31 protein-coding genes and 7 pseudogenes are annotated in these 26,435 nt (G+C 65.5%); 13 read left to right on the top strand and 25 right to left on the bottom strand.

Features of this window, described 5'->3' with window-relative positions:
- Positions 1-57: 57 nt before the first annotated feature.
- Genes GNX96_RS65780 through GNX96_RS36515 form a run of 3 tightly spaced genes read right to left on the bottom strand, consistent with a single transcriptional unit; the run spans position 58 to position 2,856 of the window.
- Complete coding sequence (locus tag GNX96_RS65780; protein ID WP_163572376.1) at positions 58-468, bottom strand: IucA/IucC family protein; 411 nt, start codon at positions 466-468, stop codon at positions 58-60.
- The gene (locus GNX96_RS36510) at positions 374-2,314 is read right to left on the bottom strand and encodes a pyridoxal phosphate-dependent decarboxylase family protein (protein WP_279582406.1); all 1,941 of its coding nucleotides are present in this window, start codon (positions 2,312-2,314) and stop codon (positions 374-376) included. Before GNX96_RS36510 ends, GNX96_RS65780 begins: the two co-directional genes overlap by 95 nt.
- 29 nt (positions 2,315-2,343) lie before the next feature.
- A complete protein-coding gene (locus tag GNX96_RS36515) occupies positions 2,344-2,856 on the bottom strand; it encodes a MarR family transcriptional regulator (RefSeq protein ID WP_163572378.1) in 513 nt (170 codons plus the stop codon).
- A 79-nt stretch (positions 2,857-2,935) separates the two neighbouring features.
- On the opposite strand from GNX96_RS36515, the gene GNX96_RS36520 reads away from it, so the two are divergent.
- Positions 2,936-3,766: a glycoside hydrolase family protein gene (locus tag GNX96_RS36520; RefSeq protein WP_163572379.1), complete on the top strand. Its 831-nt coding sequence runs from the start codon at positions 2,936-2,938 to the stop codon at positions 3,764-3,766.
- Between the two features lie 51 nt (positions 3,767-3,817).
- Here the strand turns inward: GNX96_RS36520 and GNX96_RS36525 are convergent, their stop codons facing one another.
- Entirely contained in the window at positions 3,818-4,420 is a 603-nt protein-coding gene (locus GNX96_RS36525; protein ID WP_163572380.1) for a CGNR zinc finger domain-containing protein, read from the bottom strand.
- Between the two features lie 59 nt (positions 4,421-4,479).
- Between GNX96_RS36525 and GNX96_RS36530 the strand changes: the two genes are divergently transcribed.
- From GNX96_RS36530 to GNX96_RS57920, 3 genes are read left to right on the top strand one after another with little or no spacing between them, the layout of a single operon-like run.
- Positions 4,480-4,845 (top strand): nuclear transport factor 2 family protein, encoded by a 366-nt coding sequence (locus GNX96_RS36530; RefSeq protein WP_163572381.1) that lies wholly within the window; start codon positions 4,480-4,482, stop codon positions 4,843-4,845.
- The gene (locus tag GNX96_RS57915; RefSeq protein ID WP_279582407.1) at positions 4,845-5,069 is read left to right on the top strand and encodes a hypothetical protein; all 225 of its coding nucleotides are present in this window, start codon (positions 4,845-4,847) and stop codon (positions 5,067-5,069) included. The genes GNX96_RS36530 and GNX96_RS57915 overlap by 1 nt, the downstream gene beginning before the upstream one ends.
- Positions 5,070-5,104: 35 nt before the next feature.
- Positions 5,105-5,245, top strand: coding sequence for a hypothetical protein (locus GNX96_RS57920; RefSeq protein WP_279582408.1), 141 nt, complete (start codon positions 5,105-5,107; stop codon positions 5,243-5,245).
- Positions 5,246-5,402: 157 nt separating this feature from the next.
- Here the strand turns inward: GNX96_RS57920 and GNX96_RS36540 are convergent, their stop codons facing one another.
- The 3 genes from GNX96_RS36540 to GNX96_RS36550 are packed head-to-tail and all read right to left on the bottom strand — an operon-like array spanning position 5,403 to position 7,056.
- Complete coding sequence (locus tag GNX96_RS36540) at positions 5,403-6,065, bottom strand: MerR family transcriptional regulator (protein WP_279582409.1); 663 nt, start codon at positions 6,063-6,065, stop codon at positions 5,403-5,405.
- A gap of 5 nt (positions 6,066-6,070) precedes the next feature.
- Complete coding sequence (locus GNX96_RS36545; protein ID WP_163572382.1) at positions 6,071-6,310, bottom strand: Rossmann-fold NAD(P)-binding domain-containing protein; 240 nt, start codon at positions 6,308-6,310, stop codon at positions 6,071-6,073.
- A complete protein-coding gene (locus GNX96_RS36550) occupies positions 6,307-7,056 on the bottom strand; it encodes an NAD-dependent epimerase/dehydratase family protein (protein WP_163572383.1) in 750 nt (249 codons plus the stop codon). Before GNX96_RS36550 ends, GNX96_RS36545 begins: the two co-directional genes overlap by 4 nt.
- Before the next feature lie 56 nt (positions 7,057-7,112).
- Between GNX96_RS36550 and GNX96_RS36555 the strand changes: the two genes are divergently transcribed.
- On the top strand, positions 7,113-7,448 hold the full coding sequence (locus tag GNX96_RS36555; RefSeq protein ID WP_163572384.1) for a nitrilase-related carbon-nitrogen hydrolase: 336 nt from the start codon (positions 7,113-7,115) through the stop codon (positions 7,446-7,448).
- Positions 7,449-7,862, top strand: a complete 414-nt coding sequence (locus tag GNX96_RS36560; RefSeq protein ID WP_163572385.1) for a carbon-nitrogen hydrolase family protein — start codon at positions 7,449-7,451, stop codon at positions 7,860-7,862.
- Positions 7,863-7,886: 24 nt separating this feature from the next.
- On the opposite strand, the gene GNX96_RS36565 is transcribed toward GNX96_RS36560, so the two are convergent.
- From GNX96_RS36565 to GNX96_RS36595, 8 genes and pseudogenes are all read right to left on the bottom strand, one after another.
- Complete coding sequence (locus GNX96_RS36565) at positions 7,887-8,570, bottom strand: L,D-transpeptidase family protein (RefSeq protein ID WP_163572386.1); 684 nt, start codon at positions 8,568-8,570, stop codon at positions 7,887-7,889.
- Between the two features lie 67 nt (positions 8,571-8,637).
- The gene (locus GNX96_RS36570) at positions 8,638-9,042 is read right to left on the bottom strand and encodes a family 20 glycosylhydrolase (RefSeq protein ID WP_163572387.1); all 405 of its coding nucleotides are present in this window, start codon (positions 9,040-9,042) and stop codon (positions 8,638-8,640) included.
- Complete coding sequence (locus tag GNX96_RS36575) at positions 8,979-9,452, bottom strand: family 20 glycosylhydrolase (protein ID WP_163572388.1); 474 nt, start codon at positions 9,450-9,452, stop codon at positions 8,979-8,981. The genes GNX96_RS36570 and GNX96_RS36575 overlap by 64 nt, the downstream gene beginning before the upstream one ends.
- Positions 9,439-10,239, bottom strand: a complete 801-nt coding sequence (locus GNX96_RS36580) for a family 20 glycosylhydrolase (protein ID WP_313885870.1) — start codon at positions 10,237-10,239, stop codon at positions 9,439-9,441. The genes GNX96_RS36575 and GNX96_RS36580 overlap by 14 nt, the downstream gene beginning before the upstream one ends.
- 48 nt (positions 10,240-10,287) lie before the next feature.
- Positions 10,288-10,539, bottom strand: a complete 252-nt coding sequence (locus tag GNX96_RS57925; protein ID WP_279582410.1) for a hypothetical protein — start codon at positions 10,537-10,539, stop codon at positions 10,288-10,290.
- Complete coding sequence (locus tag GNX96_RS36585; RefSeq protein ID WP_279582411.1) at positions 10,536-11,111, bottom strand: maleylpyruvate isomerase family mycothiol-dependent enzyme; 576 nt, start codon at positions 11,109-11,111, stop codon at positions 10,536-10,538. Before GNX96_RS36585 ends, GNX96_RS57925 begins: the two co-directional genes overlap by 4 nt.
- Before the next feature lie 104 nt (positions 11,112-11,215).
- Positions 11,216-11,648 (bottom strand): annotated as a pseudogene (locus tag GNX96_RS61680) (isochorismatase family protein); the annotation flags it as partial.
- A 23-nt stretch (positions 11,649-11,671) separates the two neighbouring features.
- Positions 11,672-11,776: pseudogene (locus tag GNX96_RS36595) on the bottom strand (SDR family oxidoreductase); the annotation flags it as partial.
- A 26-nt stretch (positions 11,777-11,802) separates the two neighbouring features.
- Between GNX96_RS36595 and GNX96_RS36600 the strand changes: the two are divergent.
- A complete protein-coding gene (locus tag GNX96_RS36600) occupies positions 11,803-12,090 on the top strand; it encodes a hypothetical protein (protein WP_163572390.1) in 288 nt (95 codons plus the stop codon).
- Positions 12,057-12,599, top strand: coding sequence for a hypothetical protein (locus GNX96_RS36605; protein ID WP_163572391.1), 543 nt, complete (start codon positions 12,057-12,059; stop codon positions 12,597-12,599). Before GNX96_RS36600 ends, GNX96_RS36605 begins: the two co-directional genes overlap by 34 nt.
- A gap of 4 nt (positions 12,600-12,603) precedes the next feature.
- Here the strand turns inward: GNX96_RS36605 and GNX96_RS57940 are convergent, their stop codons facing one another.
- On the bottom strand, positions 12,604-13,269 hold the full coding sequence (locus GNX96_RS57940) for a type II toxin-antitoxin system VapC family toxin (RefSeq protein WP_279582413.1): 666 nt from the start codon (positions 13,267-13,269) through the stop codon (positions 12,604-12,606).
- Between the two features lie 127 nt (positions 13,270-13,396).
- Between GNX96_RS57940 and GNX96_RS36615 the strand changes: the two genes are divergently transcribed.
- The 4 genes from GNX96_RS36615 to GNX96_RS57945 all read left to right on the top strand — a co-directional run bounded on the left by GNX96_RS36615 (position 13,397) and on the right by GNX96_RS57945 (position 16,056).
- Complete coding sequence (locus GNX96_RS36615) at positions 13,397-13,918, top strand: DinB family protein (protein ID WP_163572427.1); 522 nt, start codon at positions 13,397-13,399, stop codon at positions 13,916-13,918.
- 85 nt (positions 13,919-14,003) lie between these two features.
- Positions 14,004-14,429 carry an N-6 DNA methylase gene (locus GNX96_RS61685; protein WP_313885867.1) on the top strand — a complete coding sequence of 142 codons (426 nt, stop codon included), beginning with the start codon at positions 14,004-14,006 and terminating at the stop codon, positions 14,427-14,429.
- Positions 14,333-15,640 carry an Eco57I restriction-modification methylase domain-containing protein gene (locus GNX96_RS36620; RefSeq protein WP_313885868.1) on the top strand — a complete coding sequence of 436 codons (1,308 nt, stop codon included), beginning with the start codon at positions 14,333-14,335 and terminating at the stop codon, positions 15,638-15,640. Before GNX96_RS61685 ends, GNX96_RS36620 begins: the two co-directional genes overlap by 97 nt.
- Positions 15,640-16,056 carry a hypothetical protein gene (locus GNX96_RS57945; RefSeq protein ID WP_279582414.1) on the top strand — a complete coding sequence of 139 codons (417 nt, stop codon included), beginning with the start codon at positions 15,640-15,642 and terminating at the stop codon, positions 16,054-16,056. Before GNX96_RS36620 ends, GNX96_RS57945 begins: the two co-directional genes overlap by 1 nt.
- A gap of 345 nt (positions 16,057-16,401) precedes the next feature.
- Here GNX96_RS57945 and GNX96_RS36630 read toward each other — a convergent pair whose 3' ends face one another.
- From GNX96_RS36630 to GNX96_RS36665, 9 genes and pseudogenes are all read right to left on the bottom strand, one after another.
- Positions 16,402-17,502, bottom strand: coding sequence for an aminoacyl--tRNA ligase-related protein (locus GNX96_RS36630; RefSeq protein WP_279582415.1), 1,101 nt, complete (start codon positions 17,500-17,502; stop codon positions 16,402-16,404).
- Entirely contained in the window at positions 17,474-17,734 is a 261-nt protein-coding gene (locus tag GNX96_RS57950) for a hypothetical protein (RefSeq protein ID WP_279582416.1), read from the bottom strand. The genes GNX96_RS36630 and GNX96_RS57950 overlap by 29 nt, the downstream gene beginning before the upstream one ends.
- A 194-nt stretch (positions 17,735-17,928) precedes the next feature.
- Positions 17,929-18,725, bottom strand: a pseudogene (locus tag GNX96_RS36635) (ATP-binding cassette domain-containing protein).
- A pseudogene (locus tag GNX96_RS36640) lies at positions 18,695-19,745 on the bottom strand (ABC transporter permease). The pseudogenes GNX96_RS36635 and GNX96_RS36640 overlap by 31 nt, the downstream one beginning before the upstream one ends.
- A pseudogene (locus tag GNX96_RS36645) lies at positions 19,745-20,741 on the bottom strand (substrate-binding domain-containing protein). The pseudogenes GNX96_RS36640 and GNX96_RS36645 overlap by 1 nt, the downstream one beginning before the upstream one ends.
- A gap of 21 nt (positions 20,742-20,762) precedes the next feature.
- Positions 20,763-22,635 (bottom strand): annotated as a pseudogene (gene iolD / locus GNX96_RS36650) (3D-(3,5/4)-trihydroxycyclohexane-1,2-dione acylhydrolase (decyclizing)).
- A gap of 1 nt (position 22,636) precedes the next feature.
- Positions 22,637-23,527: a Cgl0159 family (beta/alpha)8-fold protein gene (locus GNX96_RS36655; protein WP_163572392.1), complete on the bottom strand. Its 891-nt coding sequence runs from the start codon at positions 23,525-23,527 to the stop codon at positions 22,637-22,639.
- Positions 23,517-24,477, bottom strand: a pseudogene (iolC, locus tag GNX96_RS36660) (5-dehydro-2-deoxygluconokinase). Before iolC ends, GNX96_RS36655 begins: the two are co-directional and overlap by 11 nt.
- Positions 24,474-25,481: a Gfo/Idh/MocA family oxidoreductase gene (locus GNX96_RS36665; RefSeq protein ID WP_163572393.1), complete on the bottom strand. Its 1,008-nt coding sequence runs from the start codon at positions 25,479-25,481 to the stop codon at positions 24,474-24,476. The pseudogene iolC and the gene GNX96_RS36665 overlap by 4 nt, the downstream one beginning before the upstream one ends.
- A 134-nt stretch (positions 25,482-25,615) precedes the next feature.
- Between GNX96_RS36665 and GNX96_RS36670 the strand changes: the two genes are divergently transcribed.
- Positions 25,616-26,356 (top strand): GntR family transcriptional regulator, encoded by a 741-nt coding sequence (locus GNX96_RS36670; RefSeq protein WP_163572428.1) that lies wholly within the window; start codon positions 25,616-25,618, stop codon positions 26,354-26,356.
- The last annotated feature ends 79 nt before the right edge of the window (positions 26,357-26,435 follow it).

Below are 26,435 nucleotides of genomic sequence, written 5' to 3' on the forward strand. Positions count from 1 at the left end.
GCTCCTTGCGCAGGTTTTCCACGGCGGGCGAGTTTTTTACTTCTCTGTTGCAATCCCCTACAGTCCCCAGGACCGTGAGCCTGAACAGGGACAGTAGGTCCCTTCACACGACACTGTCTCTACGCCCGATTGGCGCAGGCAATCAGTCCGGTGGTTGTGACCGCGCACAGCCGAGTGAGCGAAGGGCCAGGCGCGTGGAAAACCCAGGCGCCTCGACGTGGACGAGAATCGCGAGCGGGTTTCCCTGCGCAGAGCCTCGACCACTGCCGGCCGGCCGACCAGATCGGCCGCCTGCCAGGGATGCGCCGGCACCGCGACCATGCCGGTGGGCACCGCTGGACCATCCAATGTGGACATCATCGGGGCGGACGAGTCAGAACTGACAATCTCCTGCGCCGCCGCGAACCAGTGCAGCGCAAAAGATCCACGCAGCTCCGGCGCGTACGCCCGCGCCTCCGCGTCGCGCATGCCGTCCCGACTCTTGGGCGTCGGGTGCAACGGGTGTGGTGCCCTCCGGATCTCGCGGTTCGGCCCGCCGGCCGGCGACGAATTCGGCCGTACGACGGGCCGAATCCAGGATCCGGGCGACCAGATCGGCGCCGGACACCGACTCTCCCGAGCCAAAGCCAGCCTCGCGAGCGATCAGCGCCGCGACCGTCGCGAGATCAGCCGGACCGTGCCCGGCCACCAAAACCTCGCCGAACCGGTGCCACCCGGCCGCCGACCAGTGCGTGACCACTGCCTCGAGCGTGATCCCAGAAGACTTCAGCGACAACGACAATCGGTCGCCATCTGGCCGCGGCACGTTTGTTTCCCTTATCCAACAACGAAGAAGGTTCTCCATCGCGGCGAACTCGGCAACCGCCGCCGGATCGGCGTCATCCAGCCGGTCTGTCATTTGTTCTCCTGCGCTTCGCCGGCCGCGACGACGGCGTCCAGCACCCGGTCGAGGTCGGTGCGGGTGGCGTACGGATTCAGCAGTGTCAGCTTCAGCCAGGTCTCTCGCGGCACGCTCGGTCCGGCCAACCACGGCCGTCCACACGATCAACTGTCGCCGCAGGGCCGCATTGACCTTGTCCACATCGGACTTCGCCCGATATCGGAAGACCACGGTCGTCAGAATCGGCGGAGCCAGCAGCTCCAACCGTGGCGCGGCGGCGATCGCCGCCGCCGCCGACAGCGTCAGTTGGTGGCAGGTATCGACGAAATCTCCCAAGGTGGACAGGCCGAAGGCGCGGAAGGTGACGGCGATCCGGAACGCGTCCGCTCGCCGGGTGGTCCGCAACGACAGGCCCAGCAGACTGGGAAATCCAGCCTCTTCGTCGTCGACCGGATTCAGATAGGCGGCGGACATCGCCAGCGGCGCGAACGACTTCCGTTGCCTGGTCAAAAAAACGCCGGCCGGCGCCGGCTGCCAGCCAATCTTGTGCAGGTCCAGGCCCACCGAATCAGCCTGATCAATGCCCTTCAGCAGAGCCGAAAGTCGGCGCGAGAAGAGCGCACCACCGCCGTACGCCGCGTCAACATGCACCCACGCGCCGAATTCCCGTGCGACCGAAACGATCTCGTCGATCGGGTCGATGGTGCCCAGGTCTGTCGTACCGGCGGTCGCCACCACGACAGCTCGCTCCGGCGATGCCGCCAGCGCGTCCCGCAGGGCGGCGAGGTCCATCCGCGAATCCGCCTCGGTCCGTACCGGCGTCACCGCGTTCGGGCCAAGACCCAACACCATCGCATTACGGGCGATGGTGAAATGTGCGTACGGGGAACAGAAAACGCGGACCGGCCCGGGCCTAGCGTCCCGGGCCAACAGCAGTCCCATCAGGTTGGATTCGGTGCCGCCACCGGTCATCACGCCAGCGGCTTTTTCCTTGTCATAGCCGACAAGCTCAGCCAGCGCGGCGATCACCTCCTGCTCGATCACGGTCGCCGCCGGGGCCTGGTCCCACGAGTCCATCGACTGGTTCAGTGCGGCCACCGCGACATCGGCGGCCACCGCCACCGCGAGCGGCGGGCAGTGCAAATGCGCGATGCGGCTGGCTGGATCGGCCGGATCGGCTGCCCCGGCGGCCAGCACGCGGGTCAGATCCAGCAGCGCGGCATCAGCCCCCACCCCGTCCCGCGGCGCCGCGGTGGCGCCGAGAACGGCCCGTACGGCCGCCTCCACCGCCGGTGGCCCACCGGCCGGCACCGGCCCACCCCGGGCCTGCGCGCCGTCGGCCAACGCCCGCGCCACCTGCGCCAACAGCGGCGCCAGCGCGCCGGCCGTGCCGGCGAGCGGGGCCACCGGCCCGCCATTCACGTCCGCGATCACTCAGCGACTCCCAGCAAAGTTAGGATGACCTAATCCGTCGCCGAGCGTATCGAACGCGCCACCGGACCGTACAGCCCAGGCCTTCGTTCACCGAGCTTTCGCACCGCGGCGGTTTCCGCCAAAAGGACTTCGTTGACCTTGGCGGAATAGTCGACGATCAGGGCTCGCTCAGCTGGGGCATAGCTGGCCATCAGCGCCTTCATTCGTCGAAAAATCCCGCCAAACAAGGCAACCACCTCGCCGAACCGGTCCGGGTCCACTCGTACGGTCACCTGCCGGCGATCGGTTTCGCTGCGCTCGCGGTGCGCGTAACCAGCCTGTTCCAGCCGATCGACCACCGTGGTGACCGCGCTGGGTGTGAGGTTCAACTCCTGCGCCAACTCGCGGGCGGTCCGCGGCCCGGCGCCAAGGATGTTCAGGCAGCGCACGTCCGTCGGCGTGATGCCCAGCCGGTTGGCCACCGCCTCATGGAAAACCAGGCTGTTGGTGCCGGCCCGCTGTTGTTCCAGCAACAACTGGGTGACCTCGGACTGCCTTGACATAAACATTCACCCATCTGATACTTCGATCATCGAACAATCCCACGGACGAACTACTGTCACCGAGTATAGAAGGACCGACATGACCCACACCACACCCGAGTTGCGCGTCACCGGGAAGAAAGTCCTGTTCGAAGGCGTCGCCGATGTCACCGTGACCCACCGGCGGGGCCGGGAATGGATGGCGCTGGGCTCGATGACTCCAGGCGACAAGGCCATCGGTTTGCAGTCCGCCCACATCCAGCGAAACAGCGGAGAATGGTCGATTGACAGCACTCCGCTCGCCAAGTTCCCGCCGGCCCACGCCTGGGATGCCACCGGCTATCACTGCGCCTCATACGTTCGGGGGCGCGTCGACGGTGAATGGCGGGGAAGGATCTACTACGCCAGCAGCTCGTCGTGGACCGACATCACCGGGCCGTACCAAATCGGCTTTCTGGAGTTCGACGGCACCGGCTGGCGCCGGCATTCGGAGCCGGTTTTCCAGGCATCACTACCATGGGAGCGTGGCACGGTGCTGGAACCCAATCTCGTTTACGAGGGCGGGCTGTGGCGCATGTGGTACTGCACCGGACTGTCCACATCGGAGCCGCCCACCATCGGGTACGCCGAAAGTGCTGATGGGATAACTGATTGGCGCGGCCGTAAGGTCGTGAGCACCGGCAACTTCGACGCGGCGGTCACCGCGATCGATCGACGGCGGCTATGCGATGGTCACCGCGCGCCACAATCTGACCGGCCCGCCATCGGACGGCGGCCTTTACCTCTCGTACAGCGAAGACCTGGCGAGCTGGAGTCCCGCTCGACAAATCCTGTCGGCGTTGGACGGCACGCCCTGGCACCGCGGCGGCGTGTGGAAGCCTTCCGTACGCTACGAATCTGGCCTCTTCACGGTGTTCTTCAATGCCAGTGAACCCCGTTCCGACTCGTATGTCGGCAAGCTCTCGGTCGGCCAACTCGACTTCTACTCGTCCTGACGGGCTCGATAGGTACGGACTTTGTGGCGATTGCCACAGCGTTCCATCGAACACCAGCGGCGGTTGCGCGATCTGGACGTGTCGAGAAAAACCAGCCGGCAGTCCGAGGCGGCACATTCCCGTACCCGCCGGCCGCCATCCCACACCAGGAAGTCGATCACTTCCCTCGCCACCACACCAAGAACCTGCGCTCCGGTGATCGGCGTGACCCAGCCCAGCCCACCGGTCACTAGGTCGACCTTGGGTTGAATGGTGGTCGCGGCGGACTCGTTGATCAGAGTGAGATCCTCGGCGCTCGGTGGCCGGCCATGCACAATCTCGCCGACGACTAGCCAAAGAGTGTCGCGGAGGGCCTGGATCTCGGCGAACTCGGCCGGTCGGATCCGGAAATCCGCGGCCGTTACCGGCACTGTCAAGGCCAGCCGGGACTCCTGCAGCCAACTGGCGAGATCGGCCGGCCGGTCCAGCGTCTCGAACCTTCCGTACGGACCGGGACCGCCACTGAGCAGCAGCTCCAGCGGGAGGCTGCTGGGATCGAACCGATAGCTGACACCGTCGCCACCGGTCAGCACTCTTGTGCCCTTGCTCACGTAACCACTATAGTCGGTGTCCGACACCAACTAAGACAGTTACCGGTCGAAGGATGGACATGACGGACGAAAGCGCGTTGCTGGCAGCGGAAGACGAGCTATGGCGAGCCAACCGGGAGGGCGACGGCGGCTTCTACGCCAAGAATCTTCGCGATGACGCCCTGGTGGTCAGCAAATACGGTGTGGCCAGCAAGGAAATCATCGTGGCCACCATCGGAGCGAACCGCAATCCGTACGTCAAGACGGTCCTGTCAGATCAGCGAGTTCTGTTTATCACCAGCGACAGCGCATTGGTGACATACAAGGCCGATGTCACCGCCCTGGTCGCGGGAAAAGAGGTCGAGTTCTCGGTGCTCGCCAGCACCGTGTATGCCCGCGAGAATGACCAGTGGCGCGGTGTTCTGCACCAGCAGTCGGCGCTGTGATGGTCGGCGAGACCAAGGACGCCGGCTTCGAAATCGGCGTGTCACAGACGATTCCCTTTCCGATCGCACAGGTGTGGGAGTTTCTGGTCAGCGACGCTGGAGTGGCGCTGTGGCTGGGCAAAGGTGCGCGGCTGGCCACCGAAAAGGGCACTCCTTACGCCACCGAAGACGGCACCGCCGGCGAAATCCGCAGCTACCACCCCAGCAGGACCGGGTCCGGCTGACGTGGCGACCACGCGACTGGGACCACGACACCACCGTGCAGGTGGCCGTCCAAGCGACCGGAGACCGGACACTTTTGCGCTTTCACCAGGAATGGTTGGCCGACTCGGCCGAGCGAGTCCGTCAGCGCGAGCACTGGCAGGCGGTCCTGGAGTCGGTCGTGCGGGCACTCAGCTAGGTAGTGTCTGGTTATTCCGCCGGGCGATAGCCGAGCCCAGAAGCCGCCTGCAGGCACCGTGGGAAAGCCCCCATAGCGCTGCTATGAAGGCTTCCCCACGGCACCAGCAGCCAACTTCTGGACCTCGACTCTCATCATCCCCCGGAATAACCAGACACTACCTAGCAGCGACCTTCCGTCCAAAGAAACGCGCCGATTCGTTCTGTTGGGCCATCCGCCGCAAAGCCGACAGCAGCGCGTCTCCGAGAACCGTGCCGACCACCATGCCTTCGATCACCGATTCGGTGCCGGTACGCCGCTGAAGGAGCTGAAAGTCAACCGCGGCGGCGTTTTCGGCCGCGTCCGCGTAGTTGTCGAGCGCGCCGACAATGACATCATCACCCACTCGGCGCAATATCACCAACACATCAGAAAGCGCCCGCCAGGCCGGATCTCCCTCGACCGTGGACCATCCCCGACTCTGGACCAACGCACAGACCCGCTCGCGGGCCCATTCGGCCAGTTCCGGATCCTCCGGTTGCACTGGGGTGATCGACCGCTGCACCACACCGAGCACCTCGTGCAACGGCTTGTCGGGCGTCTGCATCGCCGCCAACACCTCACGCACCGAGCCGACCGACAGGCCACCAACGTCCAGCAACGCACGAATCAACCGCAGCCGACGCACGTGCGTTTCGTCGTACTGCGCCTGATTCGGGCTGGTCAGCTCGCCCGGCTGCAGCAGACCTTCACGCAGGTAGTACTTGATGGTCGGCACCGGCACCCCGGACTGCCGGCTCAGCTCGGCGACTCGCATAGGATGGATACTATCACTATCCATCGGAATCACCAGCCAGCTCGTACGTCCTCCACATGCGCCGCGACGATCTCGTCCACCGAGGCGTCCGCGGTGAATCCCAACCGCAGCGCCCTGCTCGTGTCGAAAGCCTGTGGCCAGCCGGCGACAATCGCGGCGACAAAAGGATCCGGTTCGTACGTGACCAATTCGGCGGCCTGCTCCCCGCCGATCCGGCGGACCGCGTCGACGAGATCGGCCACTGTCGCGTCCAGTGAAGGCAGGGTCACCGACCGGTCCCAACCCCAGGCATCAGCTGGCAACTCGTGTGCCCGCAGCAGGTTTTCCACGCACCTGCCTGGCGAAAGAATGGGCGACCGCACAGTTTCATCGACAGGGCAGGCGTACGCACGGCCAGCCAGCGGCTCCCGTACGATCGCGGAAACGAAGCTGCTCGCCGCCGCGTTGGCCGCGCCGGGCCGGATCGCGATGGTCGGCAGCCGTAGCGCACGGCCGTCGATCCCAGCCTCGGCGGGGTGTATTCGGCGACCAGGAACTCCCCCATCGCCTTCTGCATTCCGTACGACGTCTGCGGAGTCAGCCGCTGACCGTCGGTCAGCCGAGCCGGCAGGTCTCCGCCGTAAACAGCCAGCGAGGACGTGAAAACAAATCGCGGCGCGGTCCCGAGGCTGCGCAGGATTTCCAGCAAGTACGTCATGCCGTCGACGTTGACGCGTTGCCCGAGATCGAAATCGCGTTCCGCGGCACCGCTGACCACCCCAGCCAAATGGAACACCGAGGTGACTTCCGAATCGACGATATCGCTGACGAAGTCTGGGTCGGAAATGTCACCGACCCGGTAGGTCAACCGTGCGTCGGACAGTTTCACCGGCGGCTCGGCCACATCCGCGGCGACCACCGCGTCGACGACCGTCTGCTTTCCGTCCGGGCCGGCCAGCGTCCCAGCTTCCAGCACCTGCGCGGTGAGTCGCCTTCCCAGCATGCCGTTCGCGCCGGTAATGAGCACCGAACCCATCTGCACCTCCCCTGTTCTGCCTCATCAGATCCGATCGGACGAGGTAGCGTCAAGCCGTGCCGCTCCTCAAGATCGCCCTCGTCCAGCAGAACTGCCCGAAAGGTGCGGTGGCCGCGAACCTCGCCGCGACCGCGGACTATGTGCGAGACAGCACCGCGGACATCATCTGTTTTCCGGAGATGAGCCTGACCGGATATCTCCAGCCCGAAGAACAGCCCGAAGCGATGCTGACGTTGGAGAGCCCGGAAGTTCGCGATTTCTGTTTACAGACCGCGCACCGCCCGATCACCGCGGTAGCCGGCCTGGTGGAGCGGAATCCGGCCGGCAGACCTTACATCACCCCCAGATCGTCGCGAGCGGCGGAAAGCTCGTCGGCGCCTATCGCAAGGTGAATGTCGCGCCAGACGAGCGAGACCAGTTCGCGGCCGGCACGGACACCCCGGTATTCACTGTTTCGGGCGTACGACTGGGCATCGCGGTCTGTTACGGACATCGGCCATGGTGACCTTTTCGACGCGTACGCACGCGCCGGAGCGCAACTGGTCCTGTTGGCGGCGGCTCCCGGTCTCTATGGCGAGCAGGAAACCCGGGACTGGGACAGCGGTTTTCAGTGGTGGCGCTCGGAATGTCAGCGGCACCTTGCCAGCTCGGCGAGCCGGAACGGGTTGTGGATCGGCGTCTGCACCCAAGCCGGCCGGACTGTCGACGAGGATTTTCCGGGCGGTGGCTACCTTTTCGACCCTGCTGGCACGCTGGTGGCCGAAAGCGCTGACGACGTCTTGCTCATTACCGCGGATATCAGGTAGCGAACAGGTCCGCCGCGATGCCCATCACCATCCGGTCACCGGGCCGCAGGGCCGCCGCATGATGTCCACCAGGACGGGTTTGTCCACCGCGATGCAGCCAGCGGTGGGACCGGACGTCCGGATGTGGAAGAAGATCGCCGACCCGAGGCCGGCCACCACCGGTGCGTCCGGCGGCCGGTTGTAGTCGATCACGACGGACTGCTGATACTGCCCGGAAAGCATGATCGCGGACAGATTTTCGTCGTCCGGACCGCAAACTCCTGAATAGTATTCGTTGTAGCGTGGATCGGTGACCGTGGATCCCCAGCAGTCGCCGGTGGAATGCAGTTTGCGGTACGGCAGCGCGGTCCCCGGATCGCCTTCGCCAAAGGCCTCGGTCAAGGTGTAGGAGCCGGTGGGCGTACGCCCGTCGCCCTCGCGTTTTTGGCCGGGCGGCGCGAAACCCTTGGTGCCCGCTCGACCGTCCGCGGTCCGGACCGTCCGCCAGCGCAGCCCTTCTCGCACGCATTCGGTGACCGTGACCGTGTTGACGCCGTAGGCCGACGCCACCGCGAAAACCACGTGTCGGGCACCTTGCACCGGAAACTTCACGGTCCGGGCATTGAGGGCGTGGCACGGATCGGCCTCGGCCGCATTCGCCGGTGCGCTGAACCCCGTCATCGCCAGCACCGCCGCGAAAAGTGCGGCGACCGCTCGTTTCGTTGACATGCGGGCTCCCGTCCGGCCGTCGGATTCGCGCCCAGAGTGCCGGAAATGCGCGGCCCCGTCAACGCTGTCACCGCTGATCGAGCTTCCGATAGTGGACACCGAGAACGTCCAGTCGGTCGAGGTGACTGGCCAGCCGCGGGGAGAAATCCGCCGGGTCGCTGCCCCACGCGACCTCCGCGAACGCGCAGGTACGCGGGAATGCCATGTATTCCAGGTGTGCGGAGTCCGGGATGTATTCGGTCCACAGCTGGCACTGCGTCCCCAGCACCCGGTCGACCCGCTCGGCCAGCGCGATCGGCACCGGTTCGTACGCGCGGACGCTCTCCAACGTGGTAAGGCCGCCGATCGCCACCGGCTCGCCGGCCGAATCCGCCTGGTAGTAGTCGAAATAGACCCGCTGCGACGGAGTCATGACCACCTCGTGACCGAGGTGCGCGGCGGTGATTCCGCCCTCCTCGCTGCGCCAGGACATGACCACCGCTCTCCGTCGGCCAGGCCACCCTCGATAATCTCGTCCCAGCCGATCATCCGGCGACCGTTGTCCGCCAGGAAAGCGGCCAACTGCCGAATAAACCACGACTGCAGTTCGTCCTCATTGGACAGTCCGCGCTCGGATATCAGCTGCTGCGCGCGTTGGGAAGCGCGCCATTCGCTCTTCGGGCACTCGTCTCCGCCGATGTGGACGAACTCGCTGTCGAAAACGTCCAACACCTCGGCCAGAATGTCCGTACAGAACTGAACGGTCCGCTCCTCCGGATTCAACACCTCGTCATGGATGCCCCAGGTGGTGGCGACTTCGACCGGACGGGACGGAAAATTGCCCAGCTCCGGGTAGGCGGCGATGGCCGCCCGCATGTGCCCGGGCATGTCAATCTCCGGCACCACCGTGATGCCGCGATCGCGCGCGTACGTACGCGACGAGGGACCGCAACTCGTCCTGCGTGTAGAAACCACCGTGCCGCACGCCGTCGAACTTCTGCTCGTCGTAATGCCCCACCATCGATTCCCGCCGCCACGCACCGACCTCGGTGAGTCGGGGATAGCGCCGGCTTTCCCAGCGCCAGCCCTGATCGTCGGTGAGGTGCAAATGCAGGACGTTCAACTTGTGCAGAGCGGCCAGGTCCACAAAGCGGTGAAGCTGATCCAGCGGCAGGAACCACCGGGCGACATCGAGCATGATGCCCCGCCACCGGAATCGCGGCACATCCACGATATCCACGCACGGCACGTCCCATTTGACGCCGTTCTGCTGCTCAGCGGCGAAAACTTCGACCGGCAACAGCTGCCGAAGGGTCTGCGCGGCCCACCGCAGGCCCGTGCTGGTCGCGGCCACCGCGGCGATCCGGTCCGGCTCGACGGCCAGCTGGTAGCCCTCAGAACCGAGATCTTCCCGGCTCGGATCCACCCGCAATGCCACCACGTTCGGTCCGGGAGCCGACGCCGGCGGGAGGCCATATCCAGTGACCGGACCAAGCAGCGCGTACGAGATCGGCGACCGGACCGGCGGCCTCGTCGGCGAAAATCCCCCGGTGTCACGGTCACCGAAAACGCACCGTCTGACCGGCTCATCCGGTCGGGCGCTGGGACGATCACGGGCGTCGGCATGGCGTCGACCATCGAGCGGGCTCCTCAGCGATATCCGGTTCTGGATCCATTCTGCCCGTCCGATCGTACGGACCGACGCCCGAAGTGCTCATCGGTGGCCGATTCCGGACCGTCACACGATGATCGAGACCATTTTCAGCATCGTCTCAGCGACGGCCCGCTCGCCTTCGGTGACAATTTTTGCCCGTACCACCTCGACGGACGCGTTCTTTGTGCACAGTCGCCAGAATGTGTCCGGGTCGGTCCGTACGGCGGTGATCGGATCGCCCACCGCGCCTGGGCGCAACGCCCACTTGTTGTTCGTACGCACGCAGGACCAGACCCGGCCGCCGACCTCGTACGTCACCGGGCCGTTAGTGGTCACCTCCCGAAGCGTGTGTACGGCAGCGCTCGCATGAAGATGTCGACCACCGGATCCACCAACACCCGATCGTCGAGCGCTGACAGGCCCACCGCTTCCCGGAGCTGCTGGTGGTGGACCCAGTATTCGGTGTAGTCGCGGCCCATATCCAGCCACATCGGCGCTGGATCAGGTCCGGCCCACGAAACCGCGATGCTCGGCGCGAACAGGTCAACACCGGCCCAGAAATCACATACCTGCGCCGAGGCGTCCGCGAGGATGTCGACCAACACTGGCGCGGAAAGCGTTCGTGTCGCGGTCACCCATTCGTCGTTGAGCCGGTGGATGAAAGCCGGAAAGGCTTCGCCATCGGCCGGCCCGGCCGTACGATGTCCGTCCCGGCTCGCGGAAAGTCGGTGCAGGTGATCACCCAGCAGGTGCCCGGCGAGATCCTTCACGTCCCACCCGGCGCAAGCGGTCGGCAGTTTCCACTGCTCGCTTGTCAAGCCGCGCAGCAACTCCAACAGTTGGCGCTGTTCCAGCGGAAACAGGTCATGGACATCGATCGGTGGACCGAGTGGGTTGTCTTGCGGCATGCCGCTAGTTTGCCCGATTCAGCGGGTACGGTCCACCTCAGTTGGCCCGTACGGCGGCCAGCTCGGCGAGTTTTCCGAGCAGTTGGTGGGCGGACAACACCATGCGCGCAGCGGCCGGCGACCCAGCGCAACGCATCCCGGTGCTCGTGCTCACTGAAGTCGGCGACCCCGTCAGACACCAGGAAAGTCTGAATGTCACGCATAAACGCGTCGCAGGCCGTTGTCATCACGCCAATGTGTGCGTAAATTCCGGTGATCACCAGCTGATCCCGACCCAGGTCCGCCATCAACTCGGCCAGGTTGGTCTGCTGAAAGGCGCTGTATCGCCATTTGGTCAAGACCGTGTCGTACGGCTCAGGGCCCGGTTGGTTGTCCCGTCGGCGAAAACGGTGCGAGGAAATAGTTCTGCATGTCGTGAATCAACAGCACGGCCCGATCGGCTCTCGGCCGCCAGTCGACCCGGTTCGGCGGCAGCGTGTCCTCGGCCGGCATCGAGTACGGCGCGATGGCCGGAATTGCCTTGCCCTGCGGTGACATCGTGCTCTCCTCAACGGCGGTGATCAGCAGCGCGGGGTGGCGCCGCCGTCGACATAAAGGTCCTGAAGGGTGATGCGCCGATCCCGGTCCGACGCGAGAAACAACACGGCTTCGGCTATGTCGCCGGGATCGGCGAACCGACTCGATCCGCATCATGACCCTTTCCGAACGCTGGCAAGCCGCCGGCGCTGACATCGGTCTCATGGAGCTGGCGAAAATCCGACCCTTCGGCAGTGGTGGAAGCTGGTCGGCGGTGCCGATGGGTGAAGGTGACCGACTACCACTTTCGGTCGCACAGTTTGGACTCTGGTACGGCCAGCTGTCCGATCCGACGAACCCCACCTACAACTGCGCGCATTACGTCCACATCGAGGGACGGCTCGACGAGCGACTCTCTTCGAGGCCGCCGTGCGGCTGGCGATCGCCGAAGCCGACTCGCTGAATGTCGACTTCGTCACCGAAGCCGGAAAGGTGAGCGACGGGCTGACAATTGTCATTTTCGGCCAGCCGCGAAAAGGCGGTTTGATGCCTTCGCTAGAATGCCGGCGTGAGCTCACCCTATCGTCGCCGCTCCAGCACCGGCCTCATTATCGCCATTGTCTGCGGAGCGCTCGCGCGGTCCTGCTGTGCTGCGGCGGCGGCCTGCTCGTCGCCGTCTATTTCAACGCGACCAACGCGAACAAGACGACAGTGCTCTACACCGCCACTGGATCAGGTCCCATCCACGGCACGTACATCGAAGCCAACGGCTCGGTCACGAGCTATTCAGGTAGCACCGCCTGGACCAGGACCATCAGCGCGTCCACGACCCTGGTGACAGTGACGGTGACCAACCTCGACCCGAGCAACACGACCCCGGTCACCTGCAGCATCCTGGTCAACGGCAGCAAGGTCAGCGACGACCAGACCGGCCCAGCCGCCTACTGCACCGCCACTCTTCACAAGAGCTAACCCGTCAAATGACTATAAGGTGCAGCTGACTCGCGACATCGCCAGCTTCGGCGAGCTTGTGCAAATCTCCCGGGTCGCTCGTGACCACCACCGAGCCACGCGACAACGCGGTGACGACAACTATCGCATCGACGGCATCGGCGGTTCCTGATCGGCCGAGCAAAACGCCAGCCGCCTTCGCGGTCTCCTCATCGGTTGGTTCGATGTGGCAGCCGGCGATTGCGCGCGCCAGATTCGCCTGCCGAGCTCCGCCTCGCCAAGCCTGAGTCAGCACCGGGGAGGGCACCACGGGGATCAGGCCGGCGGCCAAAAATCTCATATGCAGTACGCGAAAACGGTCGACGCCGCGCTCGGCGGCCAGCAGCGCACCAGCGTCGTAGACGACTGGGAGTGGAGGACGCCTCAACTCGCGGCCCGGTAGGGCGGTCGCAGCTCTGACTCGAGTCGCACACACGAACTGCTCGTCTGCCCAGGCTTCAGCATCTGGCGAGGGCGGCCCCTCCACGTCTTCCCACTCTTGCAGCGCAGCGAGTCCATCCTGAATTTTGACTTCATGTTCAGTCACTCGCGCCAGCCAAGTCGAAAAAGGCAGGCCGGCAAGACGTGCGAGTTCCGTCGCCCGATCAATCAACTCTTCAGGAAGAGTGACCGTGACCTTCTTCGTAACCATGACCGCACCATACCATGGTATGGCGCCACGAGAGGCACGTGAGAGTTCCTGGACCTGATCCGCTGAGCTGAAGCGGGATTCAGGACGGTAGGTGTCCGCGATTGGTCGTACGGTGGCCGCTATGGACATCGACTGGACCACGCAGCTCGCCGACCAACTGGACTGGCATTGGACCAACCAGGCCCGGCCCCGGCTGGACGGACTCACCGACGACGAGTATTTCTGGGAGCCGGTGCCTGACTGTTGGAGCGTACGCGTCAAAAGCGACTCGAAGACGACCATCGACTTCGCTTACCCACCACCGAATCCGGCGCCTGTCACGACCATCGCGTGGCGGCTGGCGCACGTCATCATCGGCGTGTTCACGATGCGCAACGCCAGCCATTTCGGCGGCCCGCCCGCTGACTACGACACGTACGACTACGCAAGCACCGCAGACCAGGCGCTTAAGCAGCTTGATGGTGCGTACGAGAGATGGATCGCGGGCGTACGCAGCCTGGACGCGGCGGCTCTCGCGCTGCCGTGTGGACCCGCAGAGGGGCCGTACGCAGACCTGCCGATGGGCGCGCTGGTCCTGCACATCAACCGGGAGGCGATCCACCACTTCGCCGAGATCGCGCTGCTGCGTGACCTCTACCTGCGCCGCTGAGTGTCGCACCCGCGTGCGAGAGTGATCGCCGTGCGTGGCGCTGGGCGAGCCAGGGCCGCCGGTGGGCGAGGATAAGGGCGTGGGCATGACCGCGATCGACCCGAGCGCAGCGCGCAAGGCGAGGGGGGCTTTCTTCACCCCGCCGGAGCTGTGTCGGTACGTCGTGGATTGGGCGCTGCGCGGTCCTTCCGACGTGTTGCTGGAGCCGTCCTGCGGCGAGGCGGCTTTCCTGGTGGCGGCGGCCCGTCGGCTGGCTGAGCTGGGCGGTCGGGCGGATGAGCGGCAGTTGCATGGCGTCGAGATGCACGCTGCCAGCGCGTCCGGCGCCCGGACCAGGCTGGCCAGCGCGGCGCGGCCGCGAAGATCCGGGTCGCCGACTTCTTCACCCTCGACCCGACGCCACGCTATGACGCGGTGGTCGGCAACCCGCCGTACGTGCGCTATCAGGACTTCACCGGCCAGGCACGGGTACGGTCACAGGCCGCCGCTTTGCGAGCTGGCGTGTCACTGAGCGGATTGGCCTCCTCCTGGGCCGCTTTTACCGTGCACGCGGCGCTTTTCCTCAAACCCGGCGGCCGGCTCGGCCTGGTGCTGCCGGCCGAGTTGCTGAGCGTCAACTACGCCGCCGGGGTTCGGCGGTTTCTGATGACCCGCTTCAAAAGTGTCCGGCTGGTGCTGTTCACCGAGCGAGTTTTCCCAGGGGTGATGGAAGAAGTCGTGCTGCTGCTGGCGGACGGTTTCGACCGCGGCCCGACCGGTCACTGCGAGCTTTTTCAGGCGACCAATCTCAGCGACCTGCACAGCGCGGTCGGCCGCCGCTGGGTGCCGCCCACGCCCGGGCACAAATGGACCGCGTCGCTGTTGCCGGACACCGCGCAGGCCGCCGTTGCGGCGATCACCGGTTTCACCGAGCTGGAGACGTGGGGCGACACCACGCTCGGCATGGTCACCGGCAACAACCGCTATTTCGCGCTCTCCCCAGAAGAAATCGCCGAGAAGGAACTACCGCCGGACGAGCTGATTCCGCTGTCGCCGCCGGGTTCGCGGCACCTGCGCGGACTCGCGTTCACGTCGGCGGCGTGGCGCGACCTCGGCGCGCAGGGCCGCGCCACCCATCTCTTCCGGCCGCCCGGCGACCCGTCCGAACCGGCCCGGCTCTACATAAAAGCTGGCGAACAGGTCGGCATCGACAATGCTTATAAGTGCCGCGTTCGTACGCCCTGGTGGCGCGTCCCGCTGGTGCCGCCGGCACATCTGCTCCTGACGTATATGAATGCCGACACTCCGCGGCTGTGCGCCAACCGAGCCAGGGTGCACCACCTCAACTCCGTGCATGGCCTCTATTTGCGTTCTGGGTACGTGAAAACCGGTCTCGACCTGCTGCCGGTCGCGGCTCTCAACGCGATGACATTACTCGGCGCCGAGGTCGTCGGCCGGGCGTATGGTGGCGGGATGCTCAAGCTGGAGCCAAAAGAGGCCGACAAACTGCCGGTGCCGGCGAAAGATCTGTTGCTGGCGGCCAGAGACGAGCTGCTCGCGCTACAACCGCGAGTCGCCGAAGCATTGCGTACGGGTTCGGTCACCGATGCGGCCGCGCTGGTCGACGAGGTGCTGCTGGTCCGCCATCTTGGGTTGCGCCGCAAAGACCTCACCGCGCTGCGAAGCGCGCATGCCGACCTACACGGCCGCCGGGTGGCGCGCGGCGCTGGAGCGCGGATGTGATGGCCAGCAAGGAAGACGTCTTCGACTCCTTCGAGAAGGAAATCCGGGTGCGGCCGCCGCTGGACCCGTGGGCGCCGGACGCCGACCCACCGCGCTATGTCGCCGACTATGATCTTTTGGCTACCCTGCTGGCCATTCCGGTAAGGGACGGCAGCGGTTCGGAGTCCGGCCGGCTGGCCAAGGCGATCGACGCCTGGACCGCGTACGAGCTGCGCCGTGCCGGCTTCCCACCGGACGAGGTATGGCCGCGGCTTACCAAGCCGCGGGTGCTCCCCCGCGAGGTTGGCATCTTCATTGACCGGCTGCCCCGCTCGCTGCAGCCGGCCGCCCGCGATCACTTGCTGCGCAACAAAACAGTGGCGCCCTCGGACGCGCGGGTGCTCGGCCGCGCGTACGTGAACAGGTCGACGTGCTGATCTCACAGTGGGCTCGCGGACCGGAGCTGCTGGTTTCCACCAAGTCGATGGTGTCGTCCTTCCGTAACAACCTGCCCAACCGGTTCGAAGAGTCGTACGGAGACGCCAAAAACCTGCGCGGCCGCTATCCGATGGCCGCGATGGGCTTCCTTTTCGTCCTCCGGTCCACGGTGCTCGACGAGCCCGGGACTTTCGAGAAGGCACTGGACATGCTGCGCAAACTCCGGGTCGAGTCCGACGTGTACGACGCGACCTCGATCGTGCTGGCCGAATGGGACGACGCCGATTTCGACGGCGTCACCATCCGTACCGACGCGGTGCCTGCGGACCTGAGCGCGGACCGGTTCATCGCGACCCTGATCGAGGCCGTGCTGGACCGTACGCCCATCGAGATGCACGTCGAGGTCCGCGGCCGCCGCGAGCACCGCCAACTCCCTGTCGAGGAATCAGACTTCTTCCTCCTGGACTAGAAGGTGACTCCGAGCATCGACCTGGGCGCCGATCAGCGACAGGACTTCGTTGACTGGCAACGCATCCAGCCGACGACCATCCCCGCAGCCGCAGAGCGATCGAATCGCTGGTCGCTTCCCTGGCACCGATGACGGCTTGGTACGGCACGTGGCGGGCGGCTCGTACGCGCGCGCCCAGGCTCCCCTCCACCACGACCTCGGCACGCAGCCCGCGGTCGAGGCACTGGCGTACGAACGCGTTGGCTGGCGCGACTTCGGCGTCGGACAACGGGAAAACCGCCACCTGGACCGGCGCCAGCCAGGCCGGGAAGGCGCCGCCATGCACCTCGATGAGATGCGCGACGGCCCTTTCCAGGCTGCCGATGATGCTGCGATGAACCATTACCGGCCGTTTTTTTTTGGTCGCGTCCGAGTCAATGTAGTGCAGGTCGAACTGTTCGGGCTGGTGGAAGTCGACCTGTACGGTGGAAAGGGTCGACTCACGGCCCAAGCTGTCCGCGATCTGGATGTCGATTTTCGGCCCGTAGAAGGCCGCTTCTCCCTCCGCCGACTCGTAGTCCACCCCGGATTTGTCCAGCACCTCGATGAGCAGCTCGGTGGCCCGGCGCCACGCCTGGGGATCGCCAAGATACTTCTTTCCAGGCCCAGGAAGCGATAGCTGGTAGCGGACTGGCACGATGCCGAGAGCGTCGTACGCCCGCAGGATCAGGATCAGGTCCAGCGCCGCGCCAGCCTCCTGGGCGACCTGTTCCACGGTGCAGAAAATGTGGGCGTCATTGAGTTGAATCGCCCGTACGCGGGTCAATCCACCGAGCACTCCGGACAATTCCGCCCGGTACATGCCACCCAACTCGGCTATCCGCAGTGGCAGCTCCCGATAGCTGTGCGAGCGAGAACGGTAGATTAGCGCGTGGTGCGGGCAAAGGCTCGGCCGCAGCACGACCTGTTCACCACCGAGATCCATCGGCGGGAACATGTCCTCCTGATAATGCGACCAGTGCCCGGAAATCTCGTAGAGCTCCCCGTTTTCCCAGCACTGGCGAGTAAACATGCTGGTAGCCGGCCCGGCGCTCGGATTCCCGGACATATTCCTCCAGGGTGTGCCGTACGATCGCGCCGGCCGGCAGCCAATACGGCAGGCCAGCGCCCATCAGTGGATCGGTGTCGAAAATGCCCAGCTCACGGCCGAGCTTGCGGTGGTCATACATGCTGGTCTCCTCGCGGATGTGAGGCGAGCCACCAGACAGCAAAAAGCCCGGGGCACTCGCCCCGGGCTTTTAGACAAATATCAGCGCGCCGGGACAATGTCCGGCGTCGTCGTCATCGCTGCGCGCTTCATGGCGCACACTCTAGCACGGTGGTGATCGTCCTTCCAGCGGGTTTTGTCCCGCGAGCCGACCGGTCAGCGGGAAAGCTCGTGTTCCAGCGCCTCCAACTCGCTGCCGCCGGACATCTGGTGGGTGAGCTCGGGCAGCGTGATCTCGTCGCGGGTGGCGTTCATCGCGAGACCGCCACGGTGAGAATGATGAACCGGTCTCCGACCAGATACGCGTGGTGCGGGTTGTGGCTGATGAAGATCACCCCGATGCCGGCGGCCCGGGCCGCCGCGATGTATTTCAGCACGACACCGGACTGTTTGACACCGAGCGCGGCCGTCGGCTCATCCAGGATGAGGATCTTGGCGCCGAAATGAATCGCACGGGCGATCGCCACGCATTGGCTCTGGCCACCGGACAACGTCCCGATCGGCTGGTCCACGTCAGCCAGATTGATGCCCATCTTGCTGAGCTCGACATCGGCCGTACGACGCATCGCCGGAATATCCAGGCGCCGGAACGGACCCGCGCCCTTGGTGATTTCCGAGCCCAGGAAGAAGTTTCGCCAGACCGGCATCAGTGGCACCAGTGCCAGATCCTGGTAGACCGTGGCGATGCCGAGCGCCAGCGCCTCCCGAGGCGACGAGAATCGTACAGCTGAGCCGGAAACCTGATAGCTTCCCGAGTCCGGCGGGATCAGTCCGGAGACGATCTTGAGGGGGGACTTGCCGGCGCCGTTGTCGCCAAGGATGCAGGTCACCTCGCCCTGCGAGACCTCCAGGGAAATCCCGTCCAACGCGGTGACGTTGCCATAGCGCTTCCCGATATCCGTCAGTTTCACCGTGGGCAGGGTCACTGTTTCACCGCCCGCCGCCGGACCCAGATATTCACCAGGGTCGCCAACAAAAGCGTCGCTCCGAGGAAGAACTTGAACCAGTCCGGGTTCCACCCGGCGTAGACAATTCCCTGTGTCGTCATCCCGAAAATCAACGCGCCAATCGCCGAGCCCACCGCGGAGCCGAAGCCGCCGGTGAGCAGGCAACCACCAATGACCGCGGCGGCGATGTAGAGCAGCTCGTTGCCGACGCCAAGACCGGCCTGAATGGTGTTGAATGCGAAGAGCAGATGCATTCCGGTGAACCAGCCGGTGAAACCGACCGCCATGAACAGGCCGATTTTCGTACGCTTAACCGGAACGCCCGCGCAAGGGCGCTTTCCTGCTTGCCGCCCACCGCGAAAATCCAGTTTCCCTGGCGCGTACGCAACAGGATCCACGTTGCCACCGCGACGAAGATGATCCACCAGAGCACCGCGATGCTGACCGTGCCATCGCCGCCTATCGGGATCTCGGCGGCGAAAACCGCGCGGGCGCCGTCGAATCCGGCCATGTCGGAGATGTTGTTGCTGGCCACTCCACCGGACAACAGCTTGGTGACGGCGAGGTTGAGACCCTGCAACATCAGGAAAGTCGCGAGCGTGATCAGGAAGCTCGGCAGTTTGGTTCGTACCACCAGATAGCCGTTCAGCAACCCGATGCCCAGCGCCAGCACCAGCGAGAACCCGACACCAACCCAGACGTTGGTGTTGAACTGGTAGTTGAACATCGCGGCGCGGCGGCCAGTGCCGCAGTAGTCACCGAAACGCCGGCGGACAGGTCGTACTCGCCGCCAATCATCAACAATGCGACTGGTACGGCCATCAACCCGATCGTCGCGCTCTGGTAGAGCACCGTCGCCATCGAGTCGATATTACGGAAAGTCGGTGCCAGCGCGAAGAAGAACACGAAGACCACGACCGCGCCGAGCAGCGAGCCGACCTCCGGCCGGCTGAGGAACCGGCGCAGCAACGAGCTCTTCGCCGGTCCCACCGCCGCAGGCGCGTCTTTTACCAGCGCGTGACTCATCAGCGGGTGCCACCGGCGGCGAACTGCGAGACCTGGTCGACGTTGCTCTTGTCGACGAAGGTCGGGCCGGTCAGCACAGCCTGCCCGCCGCCAGTCACATTTCCGTTGACCTTGTAGAGCCACAGCGCGTCGACCGCCAGATATCCCTGCAGATATGGCTGCTGATCAACGCAGAACTGGATGCTGCCGGCCTTGATCGCGGCGATCAGGTCCTTGTTCAGGTCGAAAGTGGCGATCTTCGCCGAACTGCCGGCGTTCTTGGCCGCGGTCACCGCGGTGGTGGCGAACTGCGCGCCGAGCGTCACCACGTAGTCGATGCTCTTGTCCTGCTGCAGTTTCGCGGTGATGGTGCTCTGCACCGACGGCAGGTCGGCGCCATTGACGTACAAATTCTCTGTGGTGCCAGTGAAAGTCTTCTTCAGGCCAGCGCAACGGTCTTCCAGTTGGACTTGTCCCTGGGCGTGTATGACGCACAGCACATGTTTGGCCGACAGCCCCGCCAGCTTCGTCCCGAAGGCCTCGCCGGCGATCGACTCGTCCTGCCCGAAATACTCCATCATCCCGAACTTCTTCCAGTCCGAGATGCCGGCGTTCAGTCCCACCACTGGGATTTTCGCCGAGACAGCTTTGCCCACCACCGCCTGCATCGCGTTGGGAGTGGCGAGCGTGACCGCGATGCCGTCGACCTTCTGGTCGATCGCGTTCTGCACCAGGGTGGCTTGGTTCGGCGCGCTCGCGTCCGAGGAATAGAGCAGCGTGACGTTGTCCTTGGCGGCCGCGGCTTGGGCGCCTTTGCGCACCACGTCCCAGAAAGTGTCGCCGGCCGCCGCGTGGGTGATGAAGGCGATCTTCAGCGGTGGGGTGTTCGCCTTCCCCCGCTCCGACGCCGCCGGCCGGCTGGTTCGCCTGCGCTCCCCCAGTGCTGCTGCAGCCAGCCGCCGCGAGCACGGCGAACGCAGCCACCGCCGCGATCCTGATAAGACGTGACCTTTTCATTTGTGGACCTCTCCTGGGGGGTCAGAGGTAGCGGCGCTGTGCGCGCCTTTCCCGCTGGTACGACGCCCGCGCCTCGCGGGTGCTGTCCAATGTGGACGTCTCGGCCACCGGCACGTCCCACCAGGCGGAGGACTCCGGCCCGGCGGCCCGCGGATCGGTTTCGACGTGGACGACGGTCGTCACGTCCGACGCTTTGGCTTTTTCCAGCGCCGCGCCCAAGTCGCCGATCGACGACGCCCGGATCACCTGCGCGCCGAGGCTGGCCGCGTTCGCGGCCAGGTCCACCGGCAGTTGGTCCCTCCAGCAGCCCGGTTTTCGGGTTGCGGTAACGATAGCTGGTGCCAAAACGCTGGGAGCCGACCGACTCCGACAGCGCGCCAATCGACGCGAAGCCGTGGTTCTGCACCAGGACGATGATCAGCTTGATGCCCTCGGCGACCGCGGTGACGATCTCCTGGCTCATCATCAAGTACGAGCCGTCGCCGACCAGCACGAAGACCTCGCGGTCCGGCGCGGCCATCTTCACGCCCAACCCGCCGGCGATTTCGTAGCCCATGCAGGAATAGCCGTACTCGACGTGATATTGCTTCGGATCCGTTTGCCGCCAGAGTTTGTGCAGGTCGCCGGGCATGCTGCCGGCCGCGTTAATCACCACGTCCCGCTCACCGGCGGCTTGGTTGACAGCCCCGATAACCGCGGCCTGGGTAGCATCGCCGCGATAGAGCTCGTCCACGGATCGTTGCCACCGCTGCGAGAGTTCGACGGCCCGTTGTGCGTACGCAGGCTCAACACTCCAGTCCGGCAGCGCGGCTCGCACCTCCGCGAGGGTTTCCCGGGCATCGCCGGTGACCATCAGCCCAGACTGTTTGGCCGCGTCGAAGGCACAGATGTTGACGTTCACGAAAGAAACGTCAGGATGACCGAAAACCGAGTTCGACGCGGTGGTGAAATCGCTGTAGCGGGTGCCGATGCCAATCACCAGGTCAGCCTCGGCAGCGAGCGCGTTGGCCGCTGGCGTGCCGGTCGCGCCAATGGCCCCCAGAGCGCTCGGATGGTCCCAGCGCAGGGATCCCTTGCCTGCCTGGGTTTCGCCGACCGGGATGCCAGTCGCCTCGACGAAAGCGGCCAACTCCTGGGTCGCTCCAGAATAGATCACCCCGCCACCAGCGACGATGATCGGCTGCCGCGAAGTGCGGATCTTTTCCACCGTACGCGCGAGAACCGATCGATCCGGCCGGGGCCGGGCCACCGTCCACACTCGACGGCGGAAGAACTCCACCGGCCAGTCGTACGCCTCGACCTGCACATCTTCGGGCAGCGCGAGGGTGGCGGCACCGGCCTCGGCCGGATCGGTCAACACCCGGACGGCCCCCAGCGCCGCCGGGATGAGCTGTTCGGGTCGGTGGATCCGGTCGAAGAAACGGCTGACCGGCCGGAAAGCGTCATTCGCGGTCACATCGTACGAGCGCGGGTCCTCCAGCTCCTGCAACACCGGATTCGCCACTCTGGTCGCGAAAGTGTCGCTGGGCAACAACAGCACCGGTATCCGGTTGATGGTCGCGAGCGCGGCGCCGGTGACCATGTTGGTGGCACCTGGACCAACCGAGGTCGTACAAACCAAGGTGGACAGCCGGTCGCGCATGCGCGCGTAACCGACCGCTGCATGCACCATCGCCTGCTCATTGCGGGCCAGATAGTACGGAAGTTTCTCGGTGTCGCCAGCAAGTTGGTGTTCCAGCAGCGCCTGCCCGATGCCGGCCACGTTGCCGTGGCCGAAGATTCCGAAACATCCGCCGAAAAGTCGCTGCTCGACGCCGTCCCGCTCGGTCCACTGCCGGCTGAGGAACCGGATCAGCGCCTGCCCGGTGGTCAACCGGATGGTCGCCGAGCTCATGTCAGTTTCCTCTCGGGAGAAGGCTGACCGCGGTGTCCACGGCCGTCAACACGTCGTCATCGGCCGGATACAGCAGCAGCGACCGCCCGACCACCAGCCCGCGCACGGTCGGGAGCGTGAGCGCTTGCTGCCACTGCTCGAAAGTCTCGTCCGGACGCTCGGAAACCTCGCCGCCCAGCAGCAAAGCCGGCAGCGTCGACGCCTGCATGACCCGCTCCATGTCCGGCACAACCGGCACTTTCAGCCAAGTGTAAGCCGAAGTGCCGCCCAGCCCGGACGCCACCGAAATCACCCGGATCATCGCCTCGGCGGAAAGGTCGTTGCGTACGTGCCCTTCCATCCGATGCGACAGGAAGGGTTCGACCACGGCCGGCAACCCAGCGGCCGCCAGCTCGTCCACCGCGTGCGCGCAGGATTCCAGCGTGGGCGCGGTGTTCGGATCTTCCGGATCGATCCGGAGGAGCATTTTCCCCGCGTCCAGGCCCATTCGTACGATCGCATCGGCCCGGTAGCCAGTGAAGCGGTCGTCGATCTCGAAAACCGTGCCGGCCAGGCCGCCGCGGTTCATCGAGCCGATCACCACTCGGTCTTCCAGTGCTCCCAACAAAAGCAGGTCCTCGATGATGTCCGCGGTGCCGAGAATGCCGTCCACCCCGGGCCGTTCCAGGGCGATCCGCAGCCGGCCGATCAGGTCCCGACGGTCGGCCATCGCGAGCCGCCGGTCGCCGGCCCGCAGCGCGCCGCGGGCCGGGTGATCGGCGGCGATAATCATCAGCGAGTTACTGCCTGCTGGCAGCCACGGCCGGCGCTGCCGCTCCAGCGCGGCCCGCTCGATCGCCTCCGGGTCGCGAACCCGCAGCTCCAGCACTTCGTCCAGATCCTTAACCGGCATGGGGCGATCCTGCCAGCAACGCGTCCACTTCGGGCGAAGTGGGCATGGCGTCCGAGCAGGCGAGCCGGGAAGCCACGATCGCGCCAGCCGCATTTCCATAGCGCATGATCGGCTCGGTGTCCCACCCGGACAGCAGACCATGGCACAGCGCGCCGCCAAAAGCATCGCCGGCACCGAGGCCGTTGACCACGTCGACCGGGACCGGCGGGACCTCCACGGATCCCTTGGCGTCCACCGCGAGCACGCCCCGCGGTCCCTGTTTCACTACCGCGAGATCCACTCCGTAGTCGCGCAGCAGGGTCGCGGCCTGGGCTGGCTCGCGCGTCCCCACGGCGGTGTCGCACTCGTCCTGGTTGCCCACCACCACTGTCGCGTACGGCAGCGCCTGCTGGACAACTTCCCGCGCCTGTTCCCTGGACTCCCAGAACATCGGCCGATAATCCAGATCCAGCACGGTGATCCCGGACCGGTTCCGTCTTTTCAGCGCGTCCAAGGTGGACTTTCGCTCGGCTCGGCTCGGCGCACAGCCCGGTGACCGTCACCCAGAAAATGCCGGCGGCGTCGATCGCCGCCACTTCGGCCGCGGAGTTTGTCAGCTCCAGATCCGGCGCTTTGGGGAAACGGTAGAAATAGATGGGAAAGTCGTCCGGCGGGAAGATCTCGCAGAAGGTCACCGGGGTCGGCAGCGACGGCACCTCGGTCACGAATGCGTCGTCGACCTGGTACCCACGCAGGGCGGTGTGGATGAACTTGCCGAACGGATCCGCACCTGTCCGGGTGATCACCGCCGACCGGCGACCGTAGCGCGCCGCCGCGACGGCCACGTTTGTCGCGCTGCCACCCAGATATTTACCGAAGGAGGTGACCTCGTCGAGGCTGACGCCGATCTGCTGCGGATAGATGTCCACGCCGATCCTGCCCATGGTCAGCACCTCGTACGCCTCGCTCATGCGCGCACCTGCGCGACCTCCACCGGGCGCCCGGTGTCTTTCGACAGCTGGCATGCCTCGGCGATATAGAAGGCCCGCAAGGCATCCTCAGCGGTGCAGGGGCTCGGCTGCCGGCCGGCCACCACTTCGATGAAAGCGTTCAATTCAGCGATATACGCGTCGTGGAAACGCTCGAGGAAGCCTTGGTACGGCGTTTCGGCCTGGTGCCAGGAAATCGAAGGCTCGGCCGACATCAGCGCGGCCCGGTCGTCCAACCCCACCACCAAGCCACCGGCCGAGCCGCACACCTCCAGCCGTACGTCGTGGCCAGCGCCGTTGTAGCGGGTCGCCGACACGGTGGCCAGAATCCCGTTGCCGAGCTTGAGAATCGCCACCGCGGTGTCCACATCGCCGGCATCGGCGAAGAACTTGTCGCCCTGGTTGCTGCCCAGCGCGTACGCCGTCTCGACCTCCGCACCGGTCACCCAACGGATGATGTCGAAGTCGTGAATGCTGCAGTCGCGGTAAAGTCCGCCAGAAGTGGGCACATATGCCGCCGGTGGCGGCGAAGCGTCCGCGGTCACCGCTCGTAAGGTATGAATCCAGCCAAGTTCACCGGCCTGCAACGCTTGTCGCGCCCGGGTGTAGCCGCGATCGAATCGGCGCTGGAACCCGATCTGCACCGGCACGTCGCCGGCCGCGACGCGGTCCACCACCGCACGGGTGTTCGGCACGTCCGGAGAGACCGGTTTTTTTTCGCAGAAAACCGGGATTTCAGCGTCCAGCCCGCGGTGGATCAGCGGCGCATGCGCGCTGGTGCCGGCGGTGATCACTACCGCGTCAATGCCGCTGCCGAAAAGCTCCTCGACCGTGTCCGTCGCCTGGATGCCGAGCTTGTCCGCCAGTTGACGTGCCCGGGCGGCATCCACGTCGGCCACCACGATCGACTCGACTTCGGGATGGGTATGCAGCGTGTCGGCATGAAAGCTGCCGATTCGCCCGGTCCCGACCAGTCCGATTCTCATCCGCGAGCACCCTGTCTGTTTCGGCTTTGTGTGTGAACCCGTTCACAGGGTTGCCCAAGCCGGCTCCGAGGTCAATAGTTTGTCCTGACATATTGACGTCGTCACATGGGTGAGAATGGGAGGTGGCACCGGTGGTGGTCCCTGCCCTGAAGGTGGATCGGTCCAGCCCGGTGCCGCTGTACTTCCAGGTCGCCGAGCAGCTGCAGTCGGCGATCGAGACCGGCGAGCTGCCGACCGGGTCACGGCTGGAGAACGAGATCCAGCTGGCCGGCCAGCTCGGTCTGTCCCGGCCGACCATGCGCCAGGCCATCCAGTATCTGGTCGACCAGGGCCTGCTCGTACGAAAACGCGGGGTCGGCACCGAGGTGGTCGCCAACCGAGTCCGCCGGTCGGTGGAGCTGACCAGCCTTTACGACGACCTCACCGCGGCGGGCCAGACCCCGACCACTTCGGTGCTGGAGCTGCAGAACACGACCGCCGACGACGTGGTCGCGCATCACCTTGGCATCGAGCCGGGCACTGGGGTCGTACGCCTGAAACGGTTGCGTTGCGCGCAGGGCGAGCCACTCGCCCTGCTCACCAATTTCCTGCCAGCCGGTTTTGTCCGACTGACAAAGAAAGATCTGGAACGCGCCGGGCTGTACGAGTTGCTGAAGGCCGCCGGGATCCGGTTGTGCACGGCCTCCCAGACCATTGGCGCGAAGAACGCGAGCAACGCCGAAGCGCAGGCACTGCAAGAAGGCCGGCGGGCCGCACTGCTCACCATGACCCGGGTCGCGTACGACGAGCGAGGGGTCGCGGTGGAATTCGGCCACCACCTCTACCGCGCGTCCCGCTACACCTTCGCGGTCTCGGTCGCGACCACGCGAGGGTGACGTTTGCCCCGGCTTGTCATCCCACAACGTCCCCCTCGCGAAAACGGCCGCAGGGGCGGTCCCTCGCCGCGCCGGCCCT

The organism is Fodinicola feengrottensis (genome assembly GCF_010993775.1).
In the GTDB taxonomy this organism is placed as follows: Bacteria; Actinomycetota; Actinomycetes; order Mycobacteriales; family HKI-0501; genus Fodinicola; species Fodinicola feengrottensis.

Excerpts from the sequence above, each read along its gene's own strand:
- GNX96_RS65780 (WP_163572376.1), bottom strand. The coding sequence starts at position 468 with ATGCGCGACGCGGAGGCGCGGGCGTACGCGCCGGAGCTGCGTGGATCT.
- GNX96_RS36515 (WP_163572378.1), bottom strand. The coding sequence starts at position 2,856 with ATGTCAAGGCAGTCCGAGGTCACCCAGTTGTTGCTGGAACAACAGCGG.
- GNX96_RS36520 (WP_163572379.1), top strand. The coding sequence starts at position 2,936 with ATGACCCACACCACACCCGAGTTGCGCGTCACCGGGAAGAAAGTCCTG.
- GNX96_RS36530 (WP_163572381.1), top strand. The coding sequence starts at position 4,480 with ATGACGGACGAAAGCGCGTTGCTGGCAGCGGAAGACGAGCTATGGCGA.
- GNX96_RS57915 (WP_279582407.1), top strand. The coding sequence starts at position 4,845 with ATGGTCGGCGAGACCAAGGACGCCGGCTTCGAAATCGGCGTGTCACAG.
- GNX96_RS36540 (WP_279582409.1), bottom strand. The coding sequence starts at position 6,065 with ATGGATAGTGATAGTATCCATCCTATGCGAGTCGCCGAGCTGAGCCGG.
- GNX96_RS36550 (WP_163572383.1), bottom strand. The coding sequence starts at position 7,056 with ATGGGTTCGGTGCTCATTACCGGCGCGAACGGCATGCTGGGAAGGCGA.
- GNX96_RS36560 (WP_163572385.1), top strand. The coding sequence starts at position 7,449 with ATGTCGCGCCAGACGAGCGAGACCAGTTCGCGGCCGGCACGGACACCC.
- GNX96_RS36565 (WP_163572386.1), bottom strand. The coding sequence starts at position 8,570 with ATGTCAACGAAACGAGCGGTCGCCGCACTTTTCGCGGCGGTGCTGGCG.
- GNX96_RS36570 (WP_163572387.1), bottom strand. The coding sequence starts at position 9,042 with ATGTCCTGGCGCAGCGAGGAGGGCGGAATCACCGCCGCGCACCTCGGT.
- GNX96_RS36585 (WP_279582411.1), bottom strand. The coding sequence starts at position 11,111 with ATGCCGCAAGACAACCCACTCGGTCCACCGATCGATGTCCATGACCTG.
- GNX96_RS36600 (WP_163572390.1), top strand. The coding sequence starts at position 11,803 with ATGACCCTTTCCGAACGCTGGCAAGCCGCCGGCGCTGACATCGGTCTC.
- GNX96_RS57940 (WP_279582413.1), bottom strand. The coding sequence starts at position 13,269 with ATGGTTACGAAGAAGGTCACGGTCACTCTTCCTGAAGAGTTGATTGAT.
- GNX96_RS61685 (WP_313885867.1), top strand. The coding sequence starts at position 14,004 with ATGACCGCGATCGACCCGAGCGCAGCGCGCAAGGCGAGGGGGGCTTTC.
- GNX96_RS57945 (WP_279582414.1), top strand. The coding sequence starts at position 15,640 with ATGGCCAGCAAGGAAGACGTCTTCGACTCCTTCGAGAAGGAAATCCGG.
- GNX96_RS36630 (WP_279582415.1), bottom strand. The coding sequence starts at position 17,502 with ATGTTCCCGCCGATGGATCTCGGTGGTGAACAGGTCGTGCTGCGGCCG.
- GNX96_RS57950 (WP_279582416.1), bottom strand. The coding sequence starts at position 17,734 with ATGTATGACCACCGCAAGCTCGGCCGTGAGCTGGGCATTTTCGACACC.
- GNX96_RS36655 (WP_163572392.1), bottom strand. The coding sequence starts at position 23,527 with ATGCCGGTTAAGGATCTGGACGAAGTGCTGGAGCTGCGGGTTCGCGAC.
- GNX96_RS36665 (WP_163572393.1), bottom strand. The coding sequence starts at position 25,481 with ATGAGAATCGGACTGGTCGGGACCGGGCGAATCGGCAGCTTTCATGCC.